The following is an 18,748-nucleotide window of genomic DNA, read 5'->3' as shown; positions in this document are numbered from 1 at the left end:
TTATATAAAAAAGAGCTTCAAAAAAGGGATGTTTTTCTTAGCTAACACGCTTTTTAAATTTTTTCTTTTACATCTCTTGATTCACTTTTGTGCTAGTATAAAGCTAATTTTTCTACTGGGAGGATGGGATGCGTTATATTCGTTTTTTCAATGAATTGCAACTGGGTGATATTCCCCTTGTGGGCGGTAAAAACGCCAGTTTAGGTGAGATGTATCAAAAGCTGACATCTAAAGGTATTTTAGTTCCTAATGGTTTTGCTACAACAAGCGAGGCGTACTATTTGTTACTGGAAGAAAATGGTATTAAAGCGATGATTGAAACGCATTTAAAAGGTGTGGATGTGACCGATACCGAAGCGTTGCAAAAAAGTGGTCATGCCATTCGACAAGCACTTTTAGAAGCAACACTTCCCTCTTCTTTGACACAAGAGATTTTAAACGCTTATGCCATGCTTTCTCGTGAATATGGAGTCGAAAATGCTGATGTTGCGGTGCGTTCTTCTGGTACAGCGGAAGATTTGCCTGATGCTAGTTTTGCAGGACAACAAGAGACTTTTTTAAATATCAGTACTCCTGAGATGTTACTTCAAAGTGTCAAAGAGTGTTATGCCTCTTTGTTTACAGATCGTGCCATTAGTTATCGCTCCAGTCGTGGCTTTGAGCATCTTAAAGTCGCTCTTTCTGTGGGAATTCAAAAAATGGTTCGAAGCGATAAAGCGAGCAGTGGTGTTATGTTTAGTATCGACACCGAGAGTGGTTCACAAAATCTTGTTTTAATTAACGCAACGTGGGGACTGGGTGAAAATGTGGTCAGCGGGCGAGTCAATGCCGATGAATTTCTAATCTTTAAGCCTACTCTTTCACAAGGATTTGAAAGCATTTTAAAACGCTCTTTAGGGAGTAAAAAAGAGAAAATGCTCTACCATGAACATCAACGAACCCTCAATGTTCCTACCAGCGAGGAGGAGCAGAACAGTTTTTCTCTTAATGATCAAGAGGTCTTAGAACTTGCACGTCAAGCATTGCTTATTGAGGCGTACTATGAGCGTCCTATGGACATCGAGTGGGCAAAAGATGGGTTAGATGGGAAACTTTATATCGTACAAGCTCGTCCTGAAACCGTCCAGAGTAAAAAAGGAACACTGAGCATTGAAAAATATGACATCAACACTAAAAACGCCACGATCTTAGCCTCAGGTCGCTCCGTTGGCGATAAAATAGGCAGTGGTGCGGTTAAAATTATCCATGATACCTCTGAGTTTTCACACTTTCAAACAGGCGATGTCTTAGTTGCCGATACGACCAATCCTGATTGGGAACCGATTATGAAAAAAGCTTCTGCGGTGGTGACCAATCGAGGAAGCAGAACCTGCCATGCCGCCATTGTCGCCCGAGAAATTGGCGTACCAGCCGTGGTGGGATGTGGCAATGCCACCGAAGTGTTAGCCCCTATTTATGACGTGACCGTGAATTGTTCGAGTGGAGAGATGGGTTATATTTACGAGGGAAAGATTCCTTTTACATGTAAAACGATTGATATGAACTTACAACCCACTAAAACCAAGTTAATGATGAATGTAGGCAATCCCGCTGAAGCGTTTCATCTCTCAAAAATGCCCAATGATGGGGTTGGATTGGCTCGTATGGAGTTTATTATGACGCACTCTATTAACGCTCATCCTATGGCATTGGTGGATTTGCATCAAGGAAAAAGCATTGAAGAGGAGGAAAATATCCGCTCTTTTATGAAACCTTATGTGGATGCCAAAGCCTTTTTTATTGATAAGCTCTGCGAGGGCATAGGACTGATTGCTGCTGCGTTTTATCCCAAGCCCGTCATTATTCGAACGAGTGATTTTAAAAGCAATGAATACGCCAATATGCCAGGAGGCAAGACCTACGAAGTGGATGAAGAAAACCCTATGATTGGTTTTCGTGGGGCGAGTCGTTATTATGATGAGAGTTATAAAGAGGCGTTTGTGTGGGAGTGTCAAGCGCTTAAAAAGGTGCGTGATACGATGGGACTTGAGAATGTTATTATTATGCTTCCTTTTGTAAGAACGCCCGAAGAGGGACAAAAAGTTATTGAGATTATGCGTGAGCAAGGTTTGGTGCAAGGAGAGAATGGACTTAAGATTTACGCTATGTGTGAAATTCCTGCCAATGTCATTATCGCTGATACGTTTTTAGATAGTTTTGATGGCTATTCGATTGGCTCAAATGACCTTACACAACTGGTTTTAGGTGTGGATAGAGACAGTGGTAAAATCGCTCATGTCTTTAATGAGCGCAATCCAGCGGTAAAAGCGATGCTTAAAATGGCGATACAAGCGTGTAAAAGACGAGGAAAATACATCGGTATTTGTGGGCAAGCACCCTCGGATTACCCTGAAATTACGGAATTTTTGGTGAAAGAAGGCATCGAGTCTATTTCACTCAATCCCGACTCACTCTACAAAATGCACCACGTTGTCGAAGCCATCGAAGCAAAAGTGCTTTAAAGAGGTTTTACATGTAAAGACTCAACCTGATGGGGGAGTCTTTGCTCTATCTCTTCGCTGGTGGCTTCACGCACCCCAATCACCGTACCATCAAAAACAACACTCATACCTGCTAAGGAGTGATTGGCATCTAAGACTACTTTATCCTCATCAATATGCGTAATGGTATAGCTCATCATCATTTCGTCCTCTTCACCCTCACCAAAGACCATTTCCATCTCATCACCCACGGCAATGGCTTCATCAAAAAGGGCTCTATCTTCGACTAAAACCAACGCTTCTTGACGCTCACCAAAAGAGTCTTTTGGGCTTAATTCGAGGTGAATACTATCCCCAACACGTTTGCCCTCAAGCGCTTTTTCAATGCTTTCAAAAACATCACCGTATCCACCATGCAGATAAATTAAAGGGTTGGCACCGCTATCAATAAGAGCGTTATGAGTGTCAAAAAGGGTGTAATCTAAAGTTACCATACAATTTTTAGCAATAGTCAAAAGAATCCTTACATGTAAAAAAGATAAAGCCACGCAAAACGTGGCTTTTAGATTTAGGCGTTAGAAAGTTCGTAGTTCTCAATCAGATTAAAATTGAGATATTTATAGACTTTATCGGTTTTACCCGCTAATTTTTTTGGCACTAAGCTCATATACTCTTCTACGCTTGGAAGGCGTCCTAAAAGCGCACACAGTGCTGCAAGTTCAGCACTGCCTAAATAGACTTTGGAGTTGGGTCCCATGCGGTTATCAAAGTTTCGAGTCGAGGTTGAAAAAACAACCGCTCCCTCACGGACATTGGCTTGATTGCCCATACAGAGTGAACAACCAGGAATTTCAATGCGAGCACCCGCATTACCAAAAATAGCATAATATCCCTCTTCGATGAGCTGATTTTTATCCATTTTTGTCGGTGGTGCTATCCAAAGCGTGGTAGGAACTTTTCCCTCACCTTGCAACACTTCACCTAACGCTCTATAATGCCCAATATTGGTCATACAACTGCCCACAAAGACTTCATCAATCTTATGGGGGCGCTCAGGATTGGCTAACACTTCACTGAGTGTTGCCACATCATCAGGGTCATTGGGGCATGCTAAAATTGGCTCTTTTATCTCACTCAAATCAATCTCAATAATCTGCGCATACTGTGCGTTTGCATCTGCCTTTAAGAGTTTTGGCTCTTTGAGCCATGCTTTCATCTTATCGGCACGTCTTTGAAGGGTTGTTGCATCCTCGTATCCTGCTTTAATCATCGATTCTAAAAGCGTGACATTTGATTTTAAATACTCCACCACGCTCTCTTCATCTAAAGCAACACTACACGCCGCTGCACTGCGCTCCGCAGAAGCATCACTAAGCTCAAATGCTTGTTCTACTTTAAGTTTTGGAAGTCCCTCTATCTCTAAAATGCGTCCCGCAAAAATATTTTTTTTGTTCTTTTTTGGAACGGTGAGTAAGCCTTTTTTAATGGCATAGTATGGAATGGCATTGACCAAATCACGAAGTGTAATACCCGCTTGCATCTCACCTTTAAACCGAACCAAAACCGATTCAGGCATATTTAAAGGCATGCTTCCTGTCACAGCCGCAAACGCCACCAGACCAGAACCCGCAGGAAATGAGATACCAATAGGAAAACGGGTATGACTGTCTCCTCCTGTACCTACCGTGTCAGGTAAAACCATACGGTTAAGCCATGAGTGAATGACCCCATCCCCCGCACGTAAACTCACACCACTGCGTGAGGTGATAAAGGAAGGCAGGGTGTGATGCAGTTTAACATCACTAGGTTTTGGATACGCAGCGGTATGGCAAAAACTCTGCATCACCAAATCAGCGCTAAATCCCAAAGCGGCAAGCTCTTTAATTTCATCTCGTGTCATCGGTCCCGTGGTGTCTTGACTCCCCACGGTGAGGGTTTGAGGCTCAACGTACATGCCTGCACGAACCCCCTCAACACCACACGCACGACCCACCATTTTTTGCGCTAAAGTATACCCTACCCCTTGTTGCTCTTTGGGTTGTTCAGGTTTAGCAAAAATATTCTCAGGCTCCATGCCTAAAGAGGCTCTGGCTTTTGAAGTCAGTCCTCGTCCAATAATCAAAGGAATGCGCCCACCCGCACGGTACTCATCGGCAAGCGTATTTGGCATCAGGGTAAACGTACCAACCACTTTGCCCTCTTTTTTAACTCTGCCTGCCAGAGGATAGACGTCAATAATATCTCCCGTCTCCAATGCTTCAACATTCACCTCAATCGGAAGCGCTCCGCTGTCTTCTGCGGTGTTGAAAAAAATTGGTGCGATGGTCGTTCCTAAAATCAATCCGCCTGTTTTTTTATTGGGAACGAAGGGAATCTCTCGCCCCATCCACCATTGAATCGAGTTAATGCCTGATTTTCGGCTACTTCCAGTTCCCACAACATCACCCACATAAGCCACTTCATACCCTTTGGCTTTAAGCTCTTTTATTTTTTCAAGTGAACCAGGCAAGCGTTTCACCAACATGGCATTGGCATGAAGAGGAATGTCGCTTCTGGTGAATGCTTCACTGGCAGGACTTAAATCATCGGTATTGGTTTCACCTGCGACTTTTAAGACAGCAACGGTTATCTTCTCAGGCATAGGTGCTTTACATGTAAACCATTCCGCATTTGCCCATGAGAGCATCACTTCTTTAGCATACGCATTGGTTTTGGCTAACGCTTCAATGTCATTAAAAGAGCCATAGACTAAAACAATGTTTTTAAGCGCAGCACAGGCAGCACGGGCGACCAACGTATCGCCTGAACTCAAAGCATCTACCAAAGGCTGAACATTGTATCCACCTAGCATGGTACCTAAAAGTTCTATGGCTTCTACCGCAGAAATCGCTTTACATGTAAGCTTTTTTTGTGCAACATCATTTAAAAATGCCGCTTTAACATACGCTGCTTCATCCACACCTGGTAAAACACGGTTGGAGAGCAACTCTTTTAAAAACGCTTGATCACCCTCTTCTTTTTTTAGAAGCTCAATCACTTCTGCGGTTTTTTTAGCATCCAGAGGTAAGGCAGGAATCCCCAAAGCGGCTCGTTCATTCACTTCAATGTTATACGTTTCAAAAAAATTCATTTAGACTCCTTTACGTGATTCAAACAATAATTTCTCTCTGACCCTTAGAATTTTGAGAGGAGAGAATGCCCATTGCTTCAAGTTGTTCAACAATGGTTGCTGCTCTATTGTACCCAATATTTAAACGTCTTTGAATATACGAGATGGAACTTTTTCGCTCATTTAAGACAATGGCTTTGGCATCTTCAAACAACTCATCCAGCTCACCACTCTCTTTTCCACCCGAAGCTGAAAATCCCTCTTCGCTCTCTTTTAAAAAGCTCTCATCGTACTGGACAGGGCGTTGTTTTTTAAGGTATTCTACTACCTTATCTATCTCATCTTCTGTGGTATAGGGTGCGTGTAAACGAATAAGCCCTGAAGTACCTGGAGGGGTAAAAAGCATATCACCATTTCCTAGAAGAGAATCCGCACCCATCGCATCTAAGATGACTTTTGAGTCTATTTTTTGCCCTACTTTAAAGCTGATACGTGAAGGAAGATTGGCTTTAATGAGACCGGTGACAACATCGACGGAGGGTCTTTGGGTTGCTACAATAATATGAATACCACTGGCTCGTGCCATTTGTGCCAAACGTGCGATGTAAAACTCCACATCCTTACCACTGGTCATCATCAAATCTGCTAACTCATCAATAATAATCACAATGTAAGGCAGAGGCTCAACCCCAATGCTTTTTGCTTTTTCATTGTAATTTTCAATGTTTTTAGTACGTGACCTACTCATTAGCTGATAGCGTCGCTCCATCTCACTCACCATATTGGCAAGAGCGACAATCGCTTGTTTGGGCTTGGTAATGACAGGTGTTAAAAGGTGCGGAATATCATTATAAATCGAAAATTCGAGCATCTTAGGGTCAATCATTAAAAATCTTAGCGTATCGGGCGAATTACGGTACAACAAGGAGAGTAACATGGCGTTAATGCCCACACTTTTACCACTTCCTGTGGTTCCAGCAACCAGTAAATGCGGTAGCTTTTTCAAATCGGTCACAAAGGCATTGCCCACAATGTCTTTACCGAGCGCAATCGTCAGTGGTGAAGAAGATTTTTGGAAAATCTCACTCTCTAAAATCTCTTTGAGATAAATCGTCTCAATTTTATGATTGGGCACTTCAATGCCCACCACATCTTTGCCAGGAACCGGTGCTTGAATACGAATGGTTTTCGCACGAAGTGCCATGGCAAGGTCATCTTGCAGGGTTAAAATGCGTGAAACTTTCACATGAGGGGCTGGTTTAAATTCAAACGTTGTCACCACGGGACCTGAGTAGGTACGTACCACATCGCCTTCAATTTTAAAACGTCTGAGTTTTTCAAGTAAATCTTGAATTTTTTGATCGATTTCACTCTCATTGACATGAACGGTTTTACTTGGAGGATTAGCTAAAAATGAGAGGGGTGGAAGTTTGAAATCTTTAGGTTTGTCACACTCACCTTGATCAATCTCTAAGAGCAGTTTTTTATTCTCCTCAACTTCACTTAAAATCTCAACTTTTGAAGCACTTTTAAGACGTACAAGGCTTTTTTTCGGTTCTTCTTCTTTAGGTATAGTTTCTTCAATTAAAGGCTCATTGAGCGAAGTTTCATTGATGGGTTCAATCTCTTCTTCACGTTTAATGCGTTCTGGCAAAGAAATTTCTTCTGTATGTACCAAAGAAGAAACATTTTCTTTTTTCGAGAGAGAAACGACTTTAGAGGGTGTTCGTTTCGTAAAGAGAGGTTTCACAAAGGAAAGAAAATCCCCAATCGTTGATTCTACAAGTAAGGTAATTGAAAGAAGGAAAATAGCAAAGATAAATAACCAAACACCCAAAATCCCAATAAAACTTTTTAAAAGTTCGACAATAGAGTGCCCAAAAGTTCCTTGAAAGGTGTTGCTGACAACGATAGATTGTGCCATGAGATACGCAAAAGAAAGAATCATGGAAGCTAGAAAAACACCAATACGTCTCTCATTAATATAACTCTCTTTATACAAAACAAAGAGGGGTAAAATCAAAAGAAAAGGATAAATAAAAGCAAAGTATCCAAAAATAGTTCGATTAAAGGTTCCCATATAAGCACCAAACGTGCCTACTACAGATGCATCAGGTAAAACCGTTGCGACCCCAAAAAAAAGAAAAATGACAAGACATATAATAAAAATGACCTCTTTTAAGATAACAGATCCTTTACATGTAAAAATAATTTGAGAGGTAACATTATAACAAATTATTACATGTAATCTAAAAGAGACATCGAATTGACTTTTGCAATCGCTGAGAGCATCGCTTCATAAGAGTTACTGACCTGAGTCAATTCCAAATACGCTTCCGCCAAATCAATACCCACAATCTCCGTTTGAACCGTTGTGACATTGACTTTTAGTGTTTCTGCTCGTGCTTGAGTTTCTGTCAACGCATTAGACAAAGCACCAATTTGTGTATGTGCTTTTGTTACATGGTCAGTAATATGGTCTAACTGTGCTAAGGCATTTTGAATACCAATATTTCGTGGGTCAGAAGATGTAGAATCCATACGAAAATTACCACTTCTAACCGCTTCAATCATAGTATCTAATTGTTCAAACATATTCACAGAAGGACTTTCAATCGTTACCGAATCATTTGCCATAAAAGAGAGTGCTGTACTTGAGGTTCCATCAAATGTATGAGCGTCACTATCAGAGAGACTAAATTCAATCTTAGATTCAGAGGCTGTTTTATCCATCAGTGAAAGACGACCTTGTTGGTCAAGCCCTACTTCAACGCTATTTTGGGCTGTTTTAATGGCATACTGATACTCTTCTAAATCTGTACTTGTCGCAGTAGGAACACCATTGGTAGGAATAGTGCCTGAAGTAAGCATACTTACGATATCTGATAACTGCTGATAGCTTACATCATCTGCCTTCGTTACATTTCCACTTCCATCGAGAATGGAGAAGGTTGCATCAACAACCCCATCATTATCCGTATCGACGTCCACACTGCTACCCGCATCACTTAGATTAATTGTGGCAGAATGTCTAAGACCATTCAGTGTTTTATAGTCAATATTCAATGCTTTGCCATCAAGCGTATCAGTTCCCGCAACAGCACTTAACTTAGTCGCTTGTGTTGCATATTCATTGGTTTCTTTAACCACTTGTGAAACATTACTCGTGAGTTCATTGCCATCTTTTTCAAATCCACGCTGTGTGTAATTAATCGCATCGGGGATACTAAACCCCGCAGTGGGGGTATTGGAAGCATCACGTGCTATCAACGTAGCATCCAGTGTTCCTGTGGCATCATCTGCGATAATTTGTCCATTTTCAATGCGCACAGAACCAGCACCTAAACTATATTCTGCTTCAATGGCACTCATAAGGTCTTGTACGGTGGTGGTCGCAGTAATGCTCAAAGGTGTAGCCCCTACCAAGATATTATCAGCCTCTGGCATGATGTCACTTAACAAAGTTGTAGCCTTTGCTACACTCCCTTCTGCTGTTTGAAGTTCATACCCGATACGATATACTCCTGCGTTATAACTATCCGCTCTGGAACGAATAGTTGTAGCAGAATTGGTTGAGACATAATCACTCGCATTAAAAGCGATAATATCAACGTTTGAAGAAGCAAGTAAAGCATTAATATCTGTTTGATTCGCATTACCTGCCGTACCAGCAGCCGCATCTCTATCAACTGCGCCAAAGAGATTCATTTCTAAGACTTGATTGCCTGTTGTCAAATCTTTTACTTCAATCTGACCTCTTGCGTTCATACTTACATCGACTAAAGTATTGGTTGATGTATTTCCATACGCTTGACCGATACGCTCCATTAAATCTTCAACAGACGATGTTGTACTCATCTCAATTTTAGTAGCAAAAGTCTCCCCTGCGGTATCTCTTCCTGAGAGGTAAAAGAGAGCGTTAGGATCATTGGTTGTATCACTGTCTGTATCACCTACCATATCACGAATAGTATCTGTTCCTGTTAAATAAACTTCACTAGAACTTGTATCTGTTCCCGAAGCATCCATGATACTTGGATGGAGTTTGGTTTGATTATACATAGCTACATTGGTGGAGACAACTTTACTGTAGTCACTATCTTTTCCTAAAAAAAGAGACTTTCCATCAACATTATACGTCAGCTCAACACCTGAACCCACAACAGCTGTTAAACTTTCTGCATTACCATTATATGTTCCATCTGCACTAATAGGTTTGGTTGAAAGTGCAGAACCTGAAAATAAAAATTGACCATTAATAGAAGTATTTGCAAGATTAATTAACTCTTCTTTGTATGCTTCTAAGTCATTAGCAATCGCCTCTAAGCTTGTTTGAGAATTAGAAGCATTGGCAGCTTGTGTGAGTTTTGTTTTAAATTCATCAAGTTTACTGGTAAAACTATTGAGCGTTGTATCGATGTTATTTGCAAAGGATTTTGCTTTTGAACTGCTTTCGATGGATTGTTCAAGCGTAGTGATTTCATAGTTTAAACGCATGGCATCAATATAGACGCTAGTGTCTTGATAACTCTGCTGTATTTTTGAACCTGAATGTATTTGCTGATTCACGTCATACAACTTCTGAGAAGAAGTACGGTAATTACGCATTGAGTTGTTAAATAAAAGTGAATCAGTGACTCTCATGATTAGACTCCATTAAATTTCATTATATTTAGTACAAGCAATTTTAATTCCTTGTACCAAATATCGACTTCATAGGGAAATTATTTACCTTTTTGAAAGAAATTATTGTCTTTTTTTAAAAAAAATTGTACAATCCTTGCACAAACACTTTATTTTAAGGAATTGGCAATGAAAAAAGCGGAATTTATCCAAGCGGTTTCAGAGAAAGCAGGTCTTTCTAAGAAAGATACTCAAAAAGCTGTGGATGCAGCATTAGAAGCAATCAGTGATGCACTTGTTGCTGGTAAAGAAGTAAGTTTTATCGGTTTTGGTACATTTAGTACCGCAACAAGAGCTGCTAGAAAAGCAAGAGTTCCTGGTACAGATAGAGTTGTTGATGTAGCAAAAACAACTGCTGTAAAATTTAAAGTTGGTAAAAAACTTAAAGACGTTGTTGCTAAAGCATAATTTCTAAAAATAAAAAAGCTTAAATATTCAGTTTTACTGAGCTTTAAGCTTTTTTTTGTATAATTCCAACTCTTTAATTCAATGCCTGAGTGGTGAAATTGGTAGACGCGCTAGACTCAAAATCTAGTATAGAGATATGTGCCGGTTCGAGTCCGGCCTCAGGTACCACCCTAACTCCCTAAAATACGATATTCCAAACCTTAAACTTTACTGGTGTCAACGAGGTGTCAATAATTGTCAAAATCATGCAATTATTTTGCTGATATCAACTGTTATTGTTCCCGTATAATGATTACGATTGACTTCATCTGTTTCATGTCCCATTTGATGAAGAATCCAATCAAGAGGCAAGCCAAATTGCTTTAGCATTGTATTATGCGTTCGCCTCATTTTTTGCAAACCACCACCGCCTACAATATGAAGCTTTTTACACAACTCTTGAATGGATTGCGTAATACTTGTTTCACTAAAATATGGTTTGCCCTCTTTTGAATGAAAGACAAAGGATGAAAGCCCTGTTAGTTGTCTTTGTACAAGAAGCGCTTGCTTCGCTTGCGGTAACAGATCAATCAAACGGATTTTATCGCCTTTTGGCAGATCAACAGTACCTTTTCGGACTCTCATACAGACATCAATCTTGTTTTTGTCAAAGTCTATATTGTCCCACTTAAGGCCTATTATTTCCCCTGCTCTCAGTCCGCTGTAAAAAACAAACTGAATAAGGTTATGAAGTTGCCCGCTTGAATGTTCAATAAGCAATTTTCGATCTTCATCACTAAAGACATCAACGATGCGTCTAGGCAATTTGGGCGACTTAACAGGTGTTAGAGGATTTTTACGGATGAGATCATCATTAAACGCAAATTTAAATACGACACTTAGCGTACTTCGATACTCTTTCACCGTTTTTGGTGCAAGGTTTTTTAAAAAAGTATCTTGCCATGCTTGAATGGTTGATGGTCTAATATCATCTAACGCTATATCACCAAAATACTTGATAAGTCTCTCAACCTTTTTGATCTCTCCTCGTTGCGAAAATTCATTTCGATTACTTTGCGTAATATCCACAATATATCTCGCATACTCAGCAAAGCTCATTCGTTGATCTGCTTCTTTGTTTTTTTGGTAATAAAGCTTCCAAAACTCATCTTCAACGTGAGTTTTATACCAGCCAATTAACCTACTTGTTGCCTTCTTGCCTGTTGATAGGCGGATGGTTTTACCATTAACAACATTTTGTAAAAGAACATTCCCTGTTTTGGGATGTTGAACAACACATGCCACTTGAAAACTCCTTTCAAGTTAGCCAAGAACCATGCAATCATACAATCTTTGGATGTACATTTGCAATCTCACTTTTATGTATATACCAAAACCGTCCTCGTTTCATAAAATGTTCAGGGTGTAAATTTTTTAAGCACCACTTCCGTAAGCCATCAATAGTCATATGATGTTCTTGTGCAAATTCTGTTGTTAATGGAAACCATGTTGGTAGATTCAACAGTGTTGTTTTCATGGCTTTCATTTCATTTTCGAGTCGATTTATTCGTTCTATTAACATATTTATTCCTCATCTTTTTAATTTATCTAAGATAATGCTCTGTAATGTCTGCTCTCTCATGCTTCATTTCCCAAGAAACTTGTTGAAGTGCTTGCTCATATGTTAAATTACCAAAAATTTGCAACTCTTCAAAACGATTTCTTGCAAAATTCCATCTGAAGCCGTGTGTTCCTTGGTAGTCTTGATTTGTAGCTTTTGCAGCATTAATGAGGGATCGCCTATACTGATGTGCATGAACAATAAATACCTTATTTCTTGTAAAATATTCTTCTAGCATGGTATATGTTTTTTCACTTACATAAAGTAAACCTGGCTTACCACCTTTTTCGACATCAAATAGAGTACCTTTTTTATTACCAGTGAATGGATCAATTATAGTACCTTGCATTTGTGATACTTGACAAAAAGTACTATCAATACGCTTATACTCAACAATATTATCTAATTTATTTTCAAAAAGTTTTCGCGTTTGTACAACCATATATTGATCGATTCTATGAACACCATCAAACCTAGCACCACTTTCAAATTGAATACGAGCAGCTATATAAAATTTTTGCTCGTCCAGCGCTTCAATCATAGCTTTAGGATCATCATATTCTCTGCAAAATTTTGGGTCGTCGCTTGTTTCTTTAACTTTTAGTTCGTCTCGTGCTTGAGTAAGAATGATTTTTCGGATAGAAAAGTCATAATCTCTATCTCTTTGTTCAAAATATTTTGGATTTTGATATGAATATGTTGCATTTAAGAGACGTAGTGCAACCTCCAATTTACCTATTGCACATGAAACTAACTCAAAATATTGCTCAGTAATATTTTGATTCGATTTTGCCGTCATATAAGACTGAATATGTTCGCCACTAAGGTCTTGTAGGTCTTTTAGTCCGTACATGCTTTTACAATAGATCCCTAGCTCATTCCATACAGCGCGATAGGTTTCTAGCGTATCTGAATTTGCAATGAAAACACTCTCTTTTTGATCTATTTTTGAAAGTCCTGGTGTGTAAAGTATGGAAACAAGAATTCCTGTTTGAAAATAAATTGAGCCTCTCATTCTAAGACCTTCAAATAGAATCGATTGTTCGAGTAATTACATTTCGTATTGCCATCAAAATCATCTTCTGATTCTGAAATCTCGCCTTTGTTTAGATAATTGAAAAACATACGAATTAAAATTCGACACTCAATTTTATTAATCGATGTAAGAGGAGTAAAAATATTTTTCAGATAATCAAAATTTTCAATATTTAGGATTTTTGATTTTGAATCAATAGTGATTCGAATTCCAAATTGATTTGATACATTTAAAATAACATATTCACCATGTAAGCTCAAATCGTTATGAACGTATGCAAGCAAAACTTCTATAAAATGATGAAGATATAGTGTCCTGACAAGAATATCATTTCCCCAACCAAGCGAATAAATTTGAAAAAAAGTATCTTTTTTCTGAAGTAAATACGTTTTTGATACCTTGCCATAATCATTCATTATAAGTGGTATATTCCTATTGTTTGGAAAAGATATTTTTTTAACATTTAAATAAAAATCTTGTAACAAAGGGATACCTAAGTCTCTTGATTCGTTGCATGAATTTGTAAATTGATTATAATCCATTACTTACTCCTTGATCTGCATCTAGGTTATTTTTCATTTTTTCAACAATGAATGGATAAAGCTTAAATAAATAGGTTTTATCAATTGTAAGTTTATGAAAACGTCTTAAGTAAGCAGCGATCCAAGAAAATTCTTTCTTTTTTTCATATCTAAAACTGTAAATAAGAGCACAATATTGACCAAGAATTTTGTCACGTTTTTTTGCAGCTCTTCGTTTTTTAGTGTCAATCATTTTTTCGCGTGAAGCACTCTGCTTTTGAATAGATTGTAAATCCCTTGCATGGCTTTTTGATGTACCATTATTAATGATATTAAATGATCTTTCTAATGCTATCAAGAAAGACTCAAAATAAAGAGATGCTCGATTTAAGCCTTGATATTCAGGGTTACCTTTCAATGTATAATATGTTTGTATTGTATATTCAAACGTTTCTTCTTGTAAGTTTTTTGGCATTGTTACAAAAAACCTATGTAATTTTTTTGATTCCATCTCAGCTCCAAGTTTTTAAATTCGATATGAGAATTTTAAAGTATATAGATGAGGGGAAACAATTATAAAGCTTGTAAAATATGGACAAATAAGGTAAGAAATAGAGAATTTTTAACAAAATATAAAAAAATTTCAAAATTAGTCATCTAATCTATCTATATGATTAAATGAAGCAAAATTAGTTTAGATCTCTTTATTAAAATATTTGTTGCAAATACAACTCTATATTTTATAGAATTTAATAAACATAAAAAATACAAACTTAGTAGTATATGTTGAGACTCTTCGATGATAATATTAATTTATAAAGCTTGAGATTTTTTGGAGTGTTCAGAAATTTGTGTCGGCATCCATAGCTTTTCGAGTGGACGAACACGCCACTCTTGCAACATCGGTAAGATTTTATCCGCTACAGCGCTTATAGTGGCTTTGGAAAAGTCTACTTCATATATTTTCTTTTAAGTGGTCACTTATTTGGCGGTAACAGTTGCCGAGGGCATACAGTATGAGTATCTTTTGTTTTATCTGATCTGACATATGGGTTTGATTTTTCTTCACGATTTGGAGTTCAAATTTACCTCCATGTCTCTTGGAACATCGAGTTCACAACGGATTATTTCACTCTTCATGGTTTTAGAGCTACTTACTGCAATTTTTATGATTTTTTACTAAATTTTGCGTGAGGTGGGATTCTATCTCTGCTTAAAGTGCTACTTAATCAATGAAGCCAATGCTCCATCTTTCCCGCCAAGGGCTTTCCACTTACGTATTTAGTGTAATATCTATCTAAAATTCTATCTTTCAATCCTTAGGTATTTGAAATACTACCAGATTGACACAATTTCTAACACTCCCGATTTTTTAAGTCCTATTCAATTTTACAACTGTACAATCGTAATAAGATTTTTATCCACTATTGGACGGGGCTCTATATGAATAAACAATATATAGTACTTTTCGAAAAATTATTAAATTGCGTTAGGTCTAAGATATACCAAGATTTATCGAAGAAGAATAAACCTATCATATATCACTTTCTTGAATCTTTTTCTCCTAACTTAATTCGAGTAATTCTTTATAATATGATGTCGTTTCCTACATGTAATAAACAGAATAATGATATTTCTATTATTGATAAGAGTCAAGAAGTGACAACTATAATGCTTGATCAAGGACTTTTTTTAACTTGTAATAGCAGTGAATCACATGTAGAAATTTATAATCGTAAAAAAGATTTTTTTAAAAGTAAAATAACTCGACCGATAAACAATATAAGTAATGAACTAAGCAAGAAAGAGAAGTTAGAAAATTTGTTAAAACAACAATTCATTAATTATTATGATGAAATCATTACTCAAAATTTATCTGGAAAAGAAAAATCTGTAAAGTTAAAAAAGATGACAATTATTTATGATAAATTTTGTACAAAATTTTATTGTTATGAAGATGATGTAAAAGATATACTAGGTCAATATAGATGTGCAATTTTGCCTAAAATGAGAAAAAAACAAAAGAAAGACATCCAACGTCTAAACAAAAATCGTGAATCAAATACTCATACTATGAATTTGGAAAACTCATACAAGTTTATTTATATACGGCAAACTATACAAAACGACTTTAAAAATTTATTTGTTCAAAAAAGACTAGTACTTAATTCATATACACTAGATGAAGCATTTGATATGCTATGGCAAGAATTATTTAATGATTATGAATTTAAGCTTGGTTTTAAACCATATTCGCACAATGATCTCATTAATTATCCTGCTGAATTTTATATATTTGTCGTAATATCAAAAATTTACATTATGGACAAGTACTCTATTAAATATTATCAATACATCAAAAAAGGTTGCTATGACATAGCAATCTCTCTTCATAATCAACTATAAAACAACTATTTTTTGTAAAATTTTTTGAATAAAAGATTGAATTTAGCAACAGAATTAGTATTCTAAATTCAATTATACTTATTTTATAAAAGTCCTATTCCAAGGCTTTTTATACGTGAAAAATACGTTTTCTCGGTATATACCAAAACGGATGAAAATTAAATTATGCCTCAATGCTTCTGATATACTTGCATCATGTTTCTTTTAAACGATTCTTGTTTTTTAAAGTGTTAGTCAAACACTTCTTTGCTAATGTGTGGTGCATTAGTGATGCCTAACCTAGCATTCCATTTTATGAGAAGATTGGTTTTTGGGGACTTGTACCAAAGTCAAAAACGCAAGTAAGTGCCGATGCAACACGCTAAACTTATGCAGATTATATTCAACGTTATTTCGGTTATAGCAACCGTATAGTGCTATAAATTTAAAATAGAAATGGAGCGTATTTAGGAATTTACATTAACTATTCTTCTTAGTATGTTTATCATCAATACTATTATGATTATTTTTAAAGCTCGGTAATCTCTGTTCCCATAATTTTCCGATATCTTGATTGCTGGTTACTTCTGTAAAATCTTCAATTTTAATTGATAGAAAATCAGCTTGCCCTTCTTTAGCAATTAATTTACCTACCTCGACTGCCTTTAATGCACTAATCCATAGCCAAGAAGATTCCTCATTTTTGTAAGCATACCAAACGGGGATTCTAAACATTCGCTCAAACGATAATGTCTTTTTTAGCTCACTTTCATACGGTAATGGGCAGTACTTCTCTTGGTGTTTTTTATAATTTTTTACATCTACAGCAATCAATCCAATAGAATCAATCAAGACTAAAAAATCAGGTCTTTTCACATGATTTTTAAATAGTTGTGGGAAAGAATCAGTATCTTGATTAATGTATAAATACGAAAAGCCATTTTGATCAAGCCATTCTAAAAATGCTTGTTCTCCATCTTTCCCTTTTTGGATATTTTTTTCTAGTTGCTCTTTTTTCATTCTATAAATGCCTTTGATTCTATTATCTTAAAGTGCTAATAATGTTTGATATTCATGCAATGCAAAATCGTCAGTCATGCCACTAATATAGTCAATAACAAGGCGTACTCGATGGTACCATTCAAGAAGTTCAAATTGCTCTGTATCTTCGCGATTCAATGCCTTAACATCATTTTGATACGCTACGATTTGCTTGGATGAGATGCGTTTAATCAGCCTCATTGCAATAAAGCACTCTATTCTTTCATCATGTAGTAGTGCTTCAAAATCTTTGCATGTAAGTTCTAATAATGGTTTGAAAATATTTAAAAGTCCATTGATTATCGTATAACCTTGTAACTCTAGCGTTTGAACATCTTTGTTTTGATATATATGCTTCGCAGAAATCGCTTGTAAGATTTTTATCGCTTTATAGTATTTGCTCTCTTTGTCATATTCAAGCAAAGCACTGTTGAATGATCCTTCAAAAATTGCTTCATGATTGTTGATGTAAATATCAACTACATGATAGACCAAAGATGTTACTAGCTTTGCACGCACCAATGTAAAAAACATACTAAACTGATATGGCTCATCGTTTTTCTTGGCTTGGTCATATCTATCTTGAATAACTTCTAAAAGATATGTTTCACCCTCTTTCTCACACTCTGCTTTTATAAGCTCATAGACTTTATCTAGATTCAAAATGCCTTTTTCAACAGAATCTTCCAAATCAGCTGTTAGATAAGAGATGTCATCTGCAGCTTCCATAATGTAGGTTAAAGGAAATCTACAACCATGTTTGATATTGAGCTTATCTTGAATTTTTTCAATGAAACCTTTCTCGCTATAGTAAAACCCTGGTTTTTTCATCAGATAATCAAACGGCTCACCCTTAGTTGGCTTTTCTTCATATGCGCCACGTGTGTATTTAACCACAGAGGCTATTTGGGTATAAGAGAGATTGAGCCTCTGTAATTTGGTAATGACACGAATTGCTTGTGCGTTGCCATCATAATTACAAAGATCTTGTGAGAGTGTCGCTTTGAGTTCTTTTGTTTTATCAGTGCTTGCAGGGAATGTTTCAATTAAAGGTAGAGCATTTTCTTTTATCCATTTATTGATAGTTTGTTCTGCAAAATGTCCAAAGGGAGGGTTACCAATGTCATGAAGCAAACTTGTCATTTCAGAAGTTGAAATAAATGCATTTTTACACCCTTCTAAGCCATACGTTGCTAAGCCGTCTTTTTCGAGTTTAGACAAAATATTTTTGGCAATAAAACGTGCTGTTTGAGAAACTTCCAAAGAGTGAGTTAGTCTAGTACGTATAGAGGCATTGAGCTCAAGTGCAAAGACTTGTGTACGCTTTTGAAGTCTACGAAATGCTGGTGCTGACAGAATGCGCCCACGATCACTTTCAATGGAGTATTCTAGATCGTTAATAGGATAAAATTCTCTTTCAGTCGATATTTTCTGTTTATAATCAATCATTTATAGCCTTTTTTAAATATCTAAATCGTCGCCTAA

14 protein-coding genes, 1 tRNA gene and 1 pseudogene are annotated in these 18,748 nt (G+C 37.0%); 4 read left to right on the top strand and 12 right to left on the bottom strand.

All coding sequences use genetic code 11. From position 1 onward, the window contains the following. Positions 1 to 128 precede the first annotated feature (128 nt). Positions 129 to 2,501 (top strand): phosphoenolpyruvate synthase, encoded by a 2,373-nt coding sequence (ppsA, locus tag SDEL_RS04970; RefSeq protein ID WP_012856761.1) that lies wholly within the window; start codon positions 129 to 131, stop codon positions 2,499 to 2,501. Here the strand turns inward: ppsA and SDEL_RS04965 are convergent. The 4 genes from SDEL_RS04965 to flgL all read right to left on the bottom strand — a co-directional run bounded on the left by SDEL_RS04965 (position 2,498) and on the right by flgL (position 10,233). After that, positions 2,498 to 2,995, bottom strand: coding sequence for an FKBP-type peptidyl-prolyl cis-trans isomerase (locus SDEL_RS04965; RefSeq protein WP_012856760.1), 498 nt, complete (start codon positions 2,993 to 2,995; stop codon positions 2,498 to 2,500). The genes ppsA and SDEL_RS04965 overlap by 4 nt on opposite strands. Positions 2,996 to 3,048: 53 nt before the next feature. Then, a complete protein-coding gene (acnB, locus tag SDEL_RS04960) occupies positions 3,049 to 5,610 on the bottom strand; it encodes a bifunctional aconitate hydratase 2/2-methylisocitrate dehydratase (RefSeq protein WP_012856759.1) in 2,562 nt (853 codons plus the stop codon). A gap of 19 nt (positions 5,611 to 5,629) precedes the next feature. Continuing rightward, positions 5,630 to 7,759 carry an FtsK/SpoIIIE family DNA translocase gene (locus SDEL_RS04955; RefSeq protein WP_012856758.1) on the bottom strand — a complete coding sequence of 710 codons (2,130 nt, stop codon included), beginning with the start codon at positions 7,757 to 7,759 and terminating at the stop codon, positions 5,630 to 5,632. Positions 7,760 to 7,827: 68 nt separating this feature from the next. Further along, a complete protein-coding gene (gene flgL, locus SDEL_RS04950; protein ID WP_012856757.1) occupies positions 7,828 to 10,233 on the bottom strand; it encodes a flagellar hook-associated protein FlgL in 2,406 nt (801 codons plus the stop codon). Positions 10,234 to 10,401: 168 nt separating this feature from the next. Between flgL and SDEL_RS04945 the strand changes: the two genes are divergently transcribed. Beyond that, entirely contained in the window at positions 10,402 to 10,680 is a 279-nt protein-coding gene (locus tag SDEL_RS04945) for an HU family DNA-binding protein (RefSeq protein ID WP_012856756.1), read from the top strand. 83 nt (positions 10,681 to 10,763) lie between these two features. After that, positions 10,764 to 10,848 (top strand) — tRNA-Leu (locus SDEL_RS04940). Between the two features lie 75 nt (positions 10,849 to 10,923). Here SDEL_RS04940 and SDEL_RS04935 read toward each other — a convergent pair. The 6 genes and pseudogenes from SDEL_RS04935 to SDEL_RS12410 form a co-directional block, all read right to left on the bottom strand. Continuing rightward, entirely contained in the window at positions 10,924 to 11,964 is a 1,041-nt protein-coding gene (locus SDEL_RS04935) for a tyrosine-type recombinase/integrase (RefSeq protein ID WP_012856755.1), read from the bottom strand. Positions 11,965 to 12,001: 37 nt separating this feature from the next. Then, positions 12,002 to 12,241: a hypothetical protein gene (locus tag SDEL_RS04930; RefSeq protein ID WP_012856754.1), complete on the bottom strand. Its 240-nt coding sequence runs from the start codon at positions 12,239 to 12,241 to the stop codon at positions 12,002 to 12,004. 22 nt (positions 12,242 to 12,263) lie between these two features. Beyond that, on the bottom strand, positions 12,264 to 13,295 hold the full coding sequence (locus tag SDEL_RS04925; RefSeq protein ID WP_012856753.1) for a hypothetical protein: 1,032 nt from the start codon (positions 13,293 to 13,295) through the stop codon (positions 12,264 to 12,266). Further along, a complete protein-coding gene (locus SDEL_RS04920) occupies positions 13,292 to 13,858 on the bottom strand; it encodes a hypothetical protein (protein WP_012856752.1) in 567 nt (188 codons plus the stop codon). The genes SDEL_RS04925 and SDEL_RS04920 overlap by 4 nt, the downstream gene beginning before the upstream one ends. Continuing rightward, positions 13,848 to 14,348, bottom strand: a complete 501-nt coding sequence (locus SDEL_RS04915; protein WP_012856751.1) for a hypothetical protein — start codon at positions 14,346 to 14,348, stop codon at positions 13,848 to 13,850. The genes SDEL_RS04920 and SDEL_RS04915 overlap by 11 nt, the downstream gene beginning before the upstream one ends. A gap of 350 nt (positions 14,349 to 14,698) precedes the next feature. Beyond that, positions 14,699 to 15,118 (bottom strand): annotated as a pseudogene (locus tag SDEL_RS12410) (transposase); the annotation flags it as partial. 162 nt (positions 15,119 to 15,280) lie between these two features. On the opposite strand from SDEL_RS12410, the gene SDEL_RS04910 reads away from it, so the two are divergent. Continuing rightward, positions 15,281 to 16,243 carry a hypothetical protein gene (locus SDEL_RS04910; RefSeq protein ID WP_012856750.1) on the top strand — a complete coding sequence of 321 codons (963 nt, stop codon included), beginning with the start codon at positions 15,281 to 15,283 and terminating at the stop codon, positions 16,241 to 16,243. 459 nt (positions 16,244 to 16,702) lie between these two features. On the opposite strand, the gene SDEL_RS04905 is transcribed toward SDEL_RS04910, so the two are convergent. Both SDEL_RS04905 and dgt read right to left on the bottom strand, forming a co-directional pair. Continuing rightward, positions 16,703 to 17,242, bottom strand: a complete 540-nt coding sequence (locus SDEL_RS04905; protein WP_012856749.1) for an NERD domain-containing protein — start codon at positions 17,240 to 17,242, stop codon at positions 16,703 to 16,705. A 27-nt stretch (positions 17,243 to 17,269) separates the two neighbouring features. Beyond that, the gene (dgt, locus tag SDEL_RS04900; RefSeq protein WP_012856748.1) at positions 17,270 to 18,712 is read right to left on the bottom strand and encodes a dGTPase; all 1,443 of its coding nucleotides are present in this window, start codon (positions 18,710 to 18,712) and stop codon (positions 17,270 to 17,272) included. Positions 18,713 to 18,748 lie beyond the last annotated feature (36 nt).

Origin of the sequence: Sulfurospirillum deleyianum DSM 6946 (genome assembly GCF_000024885.1) — a bacterium.
Lineage (GTDB): Bacteria > Campylobacterota > Campylobacteria > Campylobacterales > Sulfurospirillaceae > Sulfurospirillum > Sulfurospirillum deleyianum.
Note: the sequence above shows the minus strand (reverse complement) of the source record. Positions and strands in the feature narration are given on the sequence as shown.

Excerpts from the sequence above, each read along its gene's own strand:
- ppsA (WP_012856761.1), top strand. The coding sequence starts at position 129 with ATGCGTTATATTCGTTTTTTCAATGAATTGCAACTGGGTGATATTCCC.
- acnB (WP_012856759.1), bottom strand. The coding sequence starts at position 5,610 with ATGAATTTTTTTGAAACGTATAACATTGAAGTGAATGAACGAGCCGCT.
- flgL (WP_012856757.1), bottom strand. The coding sequence starts at position 10,233 with ATGAGAGTCACTGATTCACTTTTATTTAACAACTCAATGCGTAATTAC.
- SDEL_RS04945 (WP_012856756.1), top strand. The coding sequence starts at position 10,402 with ATGAAAAAAGCGGAATTTATCCAAGCGGTTTCAGAGAAAGCAGGTCTT.
- SDEL_RS04930 (WP_012856754.1), bottom strand. The coding sequence starts at position 12,241 with ATGTTAATAGAACGAATAAATCGACTCGAAAATGAAATGAAAGCCATG.
- SDEL_RS04925 (WP_012856753.1), bottom strand. The coding sequence starts at position 13,295 with ATGAGAGGCTCAATTTATTTTCAAACAGGAATTCTTGTTTCCATACTT.
- SDEL_RS04920 (WP_012856752.1), bottom strand. The coding sequence starts at position 13,858 with ATGGATTATAATCAATTTACAAATTCATGCAACGAATCAAGAGACTTA.
- SDEL_RS04915 (WP_012856751.1), bottom strand. The coding sequence starts at position 14,348 with ATGGAATCAAAAAAATTACATAGGTTTTTTGTAACAATGCCAAAAAAC.
- SDEL_RS04910 (WP_012856750.1), top strand. The coding sequence starts at position 15,281 with ATGAATAAACAATATATAGTACTTTTCGAAAAATTATTAAATTGCGTT.
- SDEL_RS04905 (WP_012856749.1), bottom strand. The coding sequence starts at position 17,242 with ATGAAAAAAGAGCAACTAGAAAAAAATATCCAAAAAGGGAAAGATGGA.
- dgt (WP_012856748.1), bottom strand. The coding sequence starts at position 18,712 with ATGATTGATTATAAACAGAAAATATCGACTGAAAGAGAATTTTATCCT.